Consider the following 7,460-nt stretch of genomic DNA (forward strand, 5'->3'; position numbering starts at 1 on the left):
TGCTGTTGTGGTTGTGGGCGTGAGGGGTGGGTGGTGGGGGGGTGGTGGGGGGGGGGGGGGGGGGCCGCCCGCCCCCCCCCCCCCCCCCCCCACCACGATCGACCGAGAGTTACACGGCGCAGAGCGGTTTGATGTCCTGCAGTCCCTCGGTGGTGGGCGAGGTGAGCATCAGGCACGAGTTGTACCCGCTCGCCTCGACGACGTTCCGGATCTCGCGCCACGCGTCGTCGCCGACGACGGGCGAACGCGACAGCACGAATCCGGAGATGCGTGTCGGGTCACCGACGACTGCCCACGAGTAATCGTCCGCGAGGTACGTGACGATGTAGTTGCTCGGTCCGTCGAGCGAATCCTGGAAGGGTACCCCCGGAAAAGACACATGCAGTGCGGCAGTGTCGTTCACGCGGGCGTTCCCGATGATCCCGCGACGATCGCCGGTGAACGTGGTGCACGAGTTCTCCACGCGCACGTTGCGTTCGTCGAGCAGCGTGTAGAACGCCGTCGTGTCGCGAGCGCAGTCGATGTTGTAGGGAGCCGGATTGGCGGCGAGCTGATACCACTGCCCCACATACCGGTTCACGTCGAGCTCGGGAACCGGAGTGAGCGGCGCTGCGGCGGCGGGCGTGGCGAACAGGAGCGCGCCTGCGGCGGCGATGAACGCCGCCGCAAGCCCCCGAACGCCGTGTCGGGATCTACGCATGCCTTCTACCTTTCCGTCGTCCGGTATCGGTTACTGCTGGGGCATGAGAACGCCGTCGATCAGGTACACGGTGGCGTTCTCGGTCTCGATGCCACCGCAGATCACGTTGGCGTCGTTGACGGTCCACATCTCACCCTCGCCGGCGACCTCGACGGTGCCGCCCTGGACGGTGGTCTGCGTGCCGGCGATATCGGCCGGGGTCAGCTCACCGGGAACCACGTGGTAGGTGAGGATGTCGGTCAGTAGAGCCGAATCCGTCTGCAGCGTCTGGACGGTCTCCGGCGGCAGGGCGGCGAACGCGTCGTCGACCGGCGCGAAGACGGTGAACTCGCCATCGTTGAGCGTCTCGACCAGGTTGACGTCGGGGTTGAGCTGGCCGGACAGGGCCTGCGTGAGAGTGGTCAGGATCGGCACGTTTCCGGCGGCCTCGGCGACAGGCTGGTTCGCGAGTTCCTCGACGGACGACGGGCCGGTAGGATTCGCGGCGACATAATCGGCGCAGCCCGGTCCGACGGGGCCGGCAGCGGGGGCTGCGGTACCGGTTGCAGCCGTAGTGGTTTCCTGCATTGTCTCCTGGGTGGTCTCCATCGTGGTGGTGTCGGTGGTGTCCGTGCCCGAATCATCCGAACACGCCGCGACACCCAGCAGGGACATCGCACCGATTCCGACGACGGCCAGGCTCTTGCGCGCAGTGATGTTCATGACTGTGGTTCCCTTCGTAGGCCGTGGCCGGAAACGGCCACGTCGATCAGGTGTGTCACCGGTCATTCGAACCTCGGGTCGGCCCGGATGGGTCGGATCGAGAGATTTTTTCTCGGATCGGTATCCGGTGTTCGACCCATCCGTATTGCGGTCGGCTCCGAATGCAGGTCATGGACGACGTCGAGGATCTCCGACCGGCTCACGTATTCGTGTTGCCCGGTGGGCGTCCGGTCGGCACCACACCGCTGCGTCCGTGGCATCTGTCGCAGTTGCACATGCGTCGGAGGACACCCGGACCGATCCGCGGATGGCGCAGAGCCGGACGACGGCGGCGGGAGACCGGGGCGTGAACACGCGCTGGCATCCCCTGCCCGGAGCCGGGCACTTCCTCCTCACCGACCCGCGCTGGTGGGCCGACACCACAGCCGATTTCCTCACGTGCACACTGTCGGGGAAACCGACCCCGTGCCCCGGAGACGACCATGCATCCTGACCTTCCCCGCGCAGTCGCGATGATCGGCGACGACGTCGAGTTCCCGGGTGGCCGGGAGGCGGTCGTGCCGGCGATCTACCGGACCTTCGTCCGCCACGCGCAGGGCTCGGCCGAGCGCCCCTCGCTCGAGTACCGCGGCTTCAGCTGGGTCATGGATGTCGACGAATCGATGCCTTCGTCCTGGTGGTTGCGCACGCTGATGCGGTTCGAGCCGTGGGACCACTTCGTCGCGAGCGATTCGGACACCTTCCGCGGGCGGGTCGAGGATCAGCTCGTGGCCGACGGGGTGCGGGTTCCGGTCGGGCGCATCACTGCGCTGCTGAACATCCGGCGCCTCGGTCTCGGATCGGATCCGCTGAACCTGTTCTGGTGTCACGATCCGAGCGGTTCCCTGGCCTGCGTGGTCGCGGAGATCCATTCGCGCCGGAACGGACGGCACTGTTACACGCTGCGCTCGGACGAGATCGACATCATCACCCGGGCCGGCGATACGTTCGCGGTCTCGGTCGCCCTGCGGCGACCCGGCGTCCCGGTGTTCACCGCGACCGTCAGCGGCGAACGGCTGCCGGCCGATCTCACGACTGTTCTACGTGCTCGGATGTGGATGGGGTGACGCTCGTGGTCGACACGGTTGCCTTGAGTGGAGGGAATGTCCAGGCTAGGCTTTCCCTCGATGAGCGGACTGAGCCGATGACCGGCGTCGGAGGCCATACCGATACCCTCGGCGAACTGCTCGGGCGGGTGGCCCGGCAAGACCCTACGGCGTTCGCCGAACTGTACGACGCGACGCGTTCCCGAGTCTTCGGCATGGTGCTGCGGGTCCTGCGGGATCCCGGTTACAGCGAGGAGACCACCCAGGAGGTCTACCTCCAGGTATGGAGGTCGGCCGACAAGTACGACCCGCGTCAGGGTTCCGCTCTGTCGTGGATCATCACGCTCGCCCATCGGCGTGCCGTCGACCGGGTCCGCAGCGAACAGTCCGGAGCCGACCGCGAGTCGCAGTACGGTTCGACGAACGTCGACGCGGCCTTCGACTCGGTGAGCGAGGAGGTAGCGCAGCGCGACGATCGCCGCCGGGTGAACGAGTGTCTGGGTTCGCTCACCGAACTGCAGCGACGCTCGGTCGAGCTCGCCTACTACAGAGGCTTTACGTATACCGAAGTGGCAGAAGAACTTTCGTCCCCGTTGCCGACGGTCAAGTCGCGCATCCGGGACGGCCTGAAACGACTGAAGAATTGTCTGGGGGTGACTGTGGATGGCTGACGAGGCGAACGATTCCTCGCACGATCTGCTCGACATGGCACCCGTCTTCGCATTGGATGCCGTCACGCCCGACGAACGTCGAGAGCTTGCCGAGCGACTCGCGGAAGCAGACCCGGAGGCGGCCGAACGGTTCGGCGTCGAGGTCCGCGAGGTCCGCGAGACCCTCGCAGCGATGTCGGCCGGTACCGCGACCGAGCCGCCGCCCGAACTCCGGGTGCGACTTCTCGATCTGGTCCACGCCGAACTCACCGCGAAGACGCCCGCCGAGAAGACGCACACGGAACGACCCGGTGACCCGGAGGCGACCGAGGCACCTCGGGCGGAGGACGATCACCCTCCCCCGCCCGTCTCCCTCGACGAGCGCCGCCAGGCCCGACGGCGGAACTTCCTGCTCGCCGCGGCAGCGGCCGTGATCGTCGCGATCGGCGGCGTCGTGGTGGCCGGTCAATGGCAGAACACGTCCGAGCCGGGCACGAGCGAGCGGGTCTTCGCCGCCGAGGACGTACGGACCTCGTCGGGCGAGCTCGACGGTGGCGGCACCGCGACCGTGGTGTTCTCCAAGGAGGAGGACGCCGGCGTGCTGGTGATGAACAACGTCGCCCCGCCGGCCGAGGGCAGCGTCTACCAGATGTGGCTGGTCGGGCCCGAGGGAATGGAGCCCGCAGGCACGATGACACCCGACGACGTCGCGCCGTCGACGACCGCGGTGCTCGAGGACATCTCGGGTGCCACCGCGCTCGCCTTCAGCGTGGAACCGACGGGCGGGTCGACCCAGCCGACCGCGCTCTTCGCTCAGCTGCCGCTCGACTGACATGTTCGCGGCAGCGAGCACGTCATCGACGGGTGCCGATGACGACGGTCGCGTCGGCCTCCTCGAAACCCCGCGTGTCGGCGTCGAGTCCGGCCCGGGTCATGAGGTCGCGCACGACGGGTGCCTGCGACGCGGCCGACTCGACGAGCAGCGACCCACCGTCGGTGAGCCACCGACCCGCGTCGGCGACGAGCCGACGGTGGACGTCCAGTCCGTCGGGTCCGCCGTCCAGTGCATGTCGCGGCTCGCTGCAGCGCGCCTCCCGCGGCATCGACGCGATCGCCCCCGACGGCACGTAGGGCGCGTTGGCGACGAGCACGTCGACGCGACCGCGCAGCGTGCCCGGCAGGGCGTCGAACAGATCGCCGACGAACACCCGGTGGGGCGGCAGGTTCAGGCGGGCACACGCGGTGGCGACGGGATCGATGTCGGCCGCGTAGACCTCGCAGGCCTCGACGGCGGTGGCGAGCGTGGCACCGACGGCACCGCACCCGCAGCACATGTCGACGATCACGGCGCCGGGCCGCGCGAGTTCGATCGCGCAGTCCACCAGGTACTCGGTGCGGCGACGGGAGACGAACACCCCCTCTCGCACCGCGATGCGCCTGCCGTGGAAGAAGACCTGTCCCAGTACGTGTTCGAGGGGTTCTCCGCCGACCCGCCGCGCGATGAGCCGCTCCAGATCCGAGGGTGTGGGAGCGGCTTCGACGAGCAGCTGCGCCTCCTCCTCGGCAAACACGCACCCGGCCGCTCGCAGTGCGGAGACAACGTCGGCGTGGGTCCGGTGGGCGGAGACCATGCGGAACCCTACCGCGCGCTCATCCGGCGAATCTCTCCGTTTCCCGGGGCGGGGGCCGGCTCACACCCCGTGAAGGGGTGGAATCTCCCGATCATGGGTATTCCGCGGGCTGTCACGAGGAGCGCTGTGGGAACGAACGATCTCGTGCAGGAGCCTGCGCAGGGTCGCCGGGTCCGAGACCGCGACCGGAGAGCCGCCACCGGTCGCGTCGTCGCGCTCGAGTTCGATCACACGCCGGTAGGCGTCCACGCCCCCGCGTGGGTCGACATATCCGTTCACGCCAGGAGGAATCTTGAGCACTGCTACCGCGCCCCCACGTAGAACCGGCCGATGGCGGTGGTTGCTACCCGCCCTGTTGCTCATCGCGTGGCTCGTGGCCGCCGGTGGCGGCGGCCCGTTCGCAGGCAAGCTCAGCGAGGTCGCCTCCAACGACGCGAGCACCTTCCTCCCGGCATCGGCCGAATCCACCCGCGCGGACGAGCTGTACGCGCAGTTCAACGAGAGCGAGTTCATCCCCGCGATCGTCGTCGCCGAACGCGACGGTGGGATCACCGACGAGGACCTCGCCTTCCTCGCCACCGAATCGGCCGGACCACCGCCGATCCCGTCGGAGGACGGCGCAGCGGCGCAGATGATCGTGCCGCTCGACGCCTCCGGGGAGGTCCAGGAGGCCGTCGAGGAACTCCGGACGGCCCTCGAAGGCGCACCGGACGGCCTGACCGTCTACGTCACCGGCCCCGCCGGGCAGGCCGCCGACCTGTCGTCGGCCTTCGGCGGCATCGACGGACTGCTCCTGCTCGTCGCGGGCGGTGTCGTCCTCGTCATCCTCGTGGTGGTCTACCGCAGCCCGATCCTGCCGTTCGTCGTCATCATCTCGGCGCTGTTCGCACTCGCCCTCGCGAGCCTGCTGATCTATGTGCTCGCCGACGCCGGAGCGATCGCGCTCAACGGCCAGAGCCAGGGCATCATGTTCATCCTCGTGTTCGGCGCCGCCACCGACTACGCGCTGCTGCTGGTCTCCCGGTACCGCGAGGAACTGCGACTGCAGCAGGACAAGTACGCCGCGATGCGCAGCGCGCTCCGCGGCTCGATCGAGCCGATCGCGGCGTCGGCCGGCACCGTCATCCTCGGTGTGCTGTGCCTACTGCTGTCGGACCTGAACTCCAACCGCGGTCTCGGCCCGGTGGCCGCCATCGGCATCGCGACGTCGTTCCTCGCGTCGCTCACCTTCCTGCCCGCAGTGCTCGTGCTGCTCGGCCACGTCGCGTTCTGGCCCACCCGCCCGGTCTACGACCCGAACGCCGACGCCGACGACATGCAGAATTCCCACAAGGTGTGGGGCCGGGTGGCCGACTTCGTCGGGTCGAAGCCGCGTCCCATCTGGATCGTGTGCAGCCTCGTGCTCGTCGCCTTCGCCCTGCTGGCACCGCAGTTCAAGGCGAGCGGTGTCGCGTCCTCGGATCTGTTCCTCCTGCAAACCGATTCGAAGTCCGGCCAGGAGGTGCTCGGTGAGCACTTCGACGCCGGCACCGGTTCGCCCAGCATCGTCGTCGCCCGCGAAGGCGCGCTCGAGGGTGTCGTCGGCGCCACCGAGGGCGTCGAGGGCGTGACGACCGTCCAGCCCGTCCCCGGCCCCGACGGCGCGCCGCGCGTGGTCGACGGACTGGTCGCGGTGCAGGCGACGCTCTCGGATCCCGCCGACTCCCTCGCCGCCGAGGAGACCGTCGAACGCATCCGCGAGGCGGTGCACGCCGTGCCCGGGGCCGAGGCACTCGTCGGCGGACCCACGGCCGTCGACCTCGACACGAAGGACACCGCGACCCGCGACCGCACCGTCATCATCCCGGTTGTGACGCTCGTGGTGCTGCTGGTGCTCATCGCGTTGCTGCGGGCGGTCGTCGCACCGATCCTGCTGATGCTCACCGTGATCGTCTCGTTCGCGGCGACCCTCGGTATCTCATCGCTCGTGTTCAACCACCTGTTCGGTTTCCCGGGCGCCGACCCGGTGGTGCCTCTGTTCGGGTTCGTCTTCCTCGTGGCTCTGGGTATCGACTACAACATCTTCCTCATGACCCGCGTCCGCGAGGAGACGAAGAAGGTCGGTACCCGTGCGGGCACCCTGCGGGCGCTGACCGTCACCGGTGGTGTCATCACGTCCGCCGGCGTGGTGCTCGCGGCCACGTTCTCGGCGCTGGCGGTGATCCCACTGCTGTTCCTGGCTCAGCTGGCGTTCATCGTCGCCTTCGGTGTCCTGCTCGACGCGCTGCTCGTGCGGTCGCTGGTGGTGCCGGCCCTGACGATCGACATCGGCAAGAAGATCTGGTGGCCGAGCAAGCTGGCGCGGGCCGAACCGTCCGAGCCGGACGCCACCGAGGACGTCGCGACCGCGGGAGCGCCGCGCTCATGAGCGCGCTGAGCGCGCAGTGCTACTGACAGGCGCATGAGCGGATGAGAGCGGCCGCGGGACCGGGGCGGGGGGGGGGGGCCCCGGTGGGGGGGGGGCGCGCCCCGGGGCGGGGGGGGGGGGGGGGGGGCCGGGGGCCGGGCGGGGCCCCCCGGTTGGGTGGCGCGGTGGCGCCGCACGCCGAGGCCGGGGTCGGCGTCGCCGCCGGGGCCCTCGAACGGGCCGGGACGGCACTGGGCCAGGTCATCGCGTCGGCAGCAGCACTGACGGATGTGGGTCCCCTTTCGG

7 protein-coding genes are annotated in these 7,460 nt (G+C 69.3%); 4 read left to right on the forward strand and 3 right to left on the reverse strand.

Going from position 1 to position 7,460, the window contains the following annotated elements:
- Positions 1 to 109: 109 nt before the first annotated feature.
- Both A5767_RS16510 and A5767_RS16515 read right to left on the reverse strand, forming a co-directional pair.
- A complete protein-coding gene (locus tag A5767_RS16510) occupies positions 110 to 700 on the reverse strand; it encodes a lipocalin family protein (RefSeq protein ID WP_064852725.1) in 591 nt (196 codons plus the stop codon).
- A gap of 30 nt (positions 701 to 730) precedes the next feature.
- Positions 731 to 1,402 carry a fasciclin domain-containing protein gene (locus A5767_RS16515; protein ID WP_064061457.1) on the reverse strand — a complete coding sequence of 224 codons (672 nt, stop codon included), beginning with the start codon at positions 1,400 to 1,402 and terminating at the stop codon, positions 731 to 733.
- A gap of 482 nt (positions 1,403 to 1,884) precedes the next feature.
- On the opposite strand from A5767_RS16515, the gene A5767_RS16525 reads away from it, so the two are divergent.
- The 3 genes from A5767_RS16525 to A5767_RS16535 all read left to right on the forward strand — a co-directional run bounded on the left by A5767_RS16525 (position 1,885) and on the right by A5767_RS16535 (position 3,969).
- On the forward strand, positions 1,885 to 2,508 hold the full coding sequence (locus tag A5767_RS16525) for a DUF1365 family protein (RefSeq protein WP_006553346.1): 624 nt from the start codon (positions 1,885 to 1,887) through the stop codon (positions 2,506 to 2,508).
- Positions 2,509 to 2,585: 77 nt separating this feature from the next.
- Positions 2,586 to 3,158 (forward strand): sigma-70 family RNA polymerase sigma factor, encoded by a 573-nt coding sequence (locus tag A5767_RS16530; protein ID WP_024102602.1) that lies wholly within the window; start codon positions 2,586 to 2,588, stop codon positions 3,156 to 3,158.
- Positions 3,151 to 3,969: an anti-sigma factor gene (locus A5767_RS16535; RefSeq protein ID WP_039584149.1), complete on the forward strand. Its 819-nt coding sequence runs from the start codon at positions 3,151 to 3,153 to the stop codon at positions 3,967 to 3,969. The genes A5767_RS16530 and A5767_RS16535 overlap by 8 nt, the downstream gene beginning before the upstream one ends.
- Before the next feature lie 22 nt (positions 3,970 to 3,991).
- Here the strand turns inward: A5767_RS16535 and A5767_RS16540 are convergent, their stop codons facing one another.
- Positions 3,992 to 4,768 carry a putative protein N(5)-glutamine methyltransferase gene (locus A5767_RS16540; protein ID WP_064061453.1) on the reverse strand — a complete coding sequence of 259 codons (777 nt, stop codon included), beginning with the start codon at positions 4,766 to 4,768 and terminating at the stop codon, positions 3,992 to 3,994.
- Positions 4,769 to 5,060: 292 nt separating this feature from the next.
- Here A5767_RS16540 and A5767_RS16550 point away from each other — a divergent pair, with 292 nt between their 5' ends.
- Positions 5,061 to 7,175 carry an MMPL family transporter gene (locus A5767_RS16550; RefSeq protein WP_197483264.1) on the forward strand — a complete coding sequence of 705 codons (2,115 nt, stop codon included), beginning with the start codon at positions 5,061 to 5,063 and terminating at the stop codon, positions 7,173 to 7,175.
- The last annotated feature ends 285 nt before the right edge of the window (positions 7,176 to 7,460 follow it).

It is taken from the genome of Rhodococcus sp. 852002-51564_SCH6189132-a (genome assembly GCF_001665495.1).
In the GTDB taxonomy this organism is placed as follows: Bacteria; Actinomycetota; Actinomycetes; order Mycobacteriales; family Mycobacteriaceae; genus Rhodococcus; species Rhodococcus pyridinivorans.

Coding starts and splice junctions, on each gene's coding strand:
- A5767_RS16510 (WP_064852725.1), bottom strand. CDS start 700: ATGCGTAGATCCCGACACGGCGTTCGGGGGCTTGCGGCGGCGTTCATC.
- A5767_RS16540 (WP_064061453.1), bottom strand. CDS start 4,768: ATGGTCTCCGCCCACCGGACCCACGCCGACGTTGTCTCCGCACTGCGA.
- A5767_RS16525 (WP_006553346.1), top strand. CDS start 1,885: ATGCATCCTGACCTTCCCCGCGCAGTCGCGATGATCGGCGACGACGTC.
- A5767_RS16530 (WP_024102602.1), top strand. CDS start 2,586: ATGACCGGCGTCGGAGGCCATACCGATACCCTCGGCGAACTGCTCGGG.
- A5767_RS16535 (WP_039584149.1), top strand. CDS start 3,151: ATGGCTGACGAGGCGAACGATTCCTCGCACGATCTGCTCGACATGGCA.
- A5767_RS16515 (WP_064061457.1), bottom strand. CDS start 1,402: ATGAACATCACTGCGCGCAAGAGCCTGGCCGTCGTCGGAATCGGTGCG.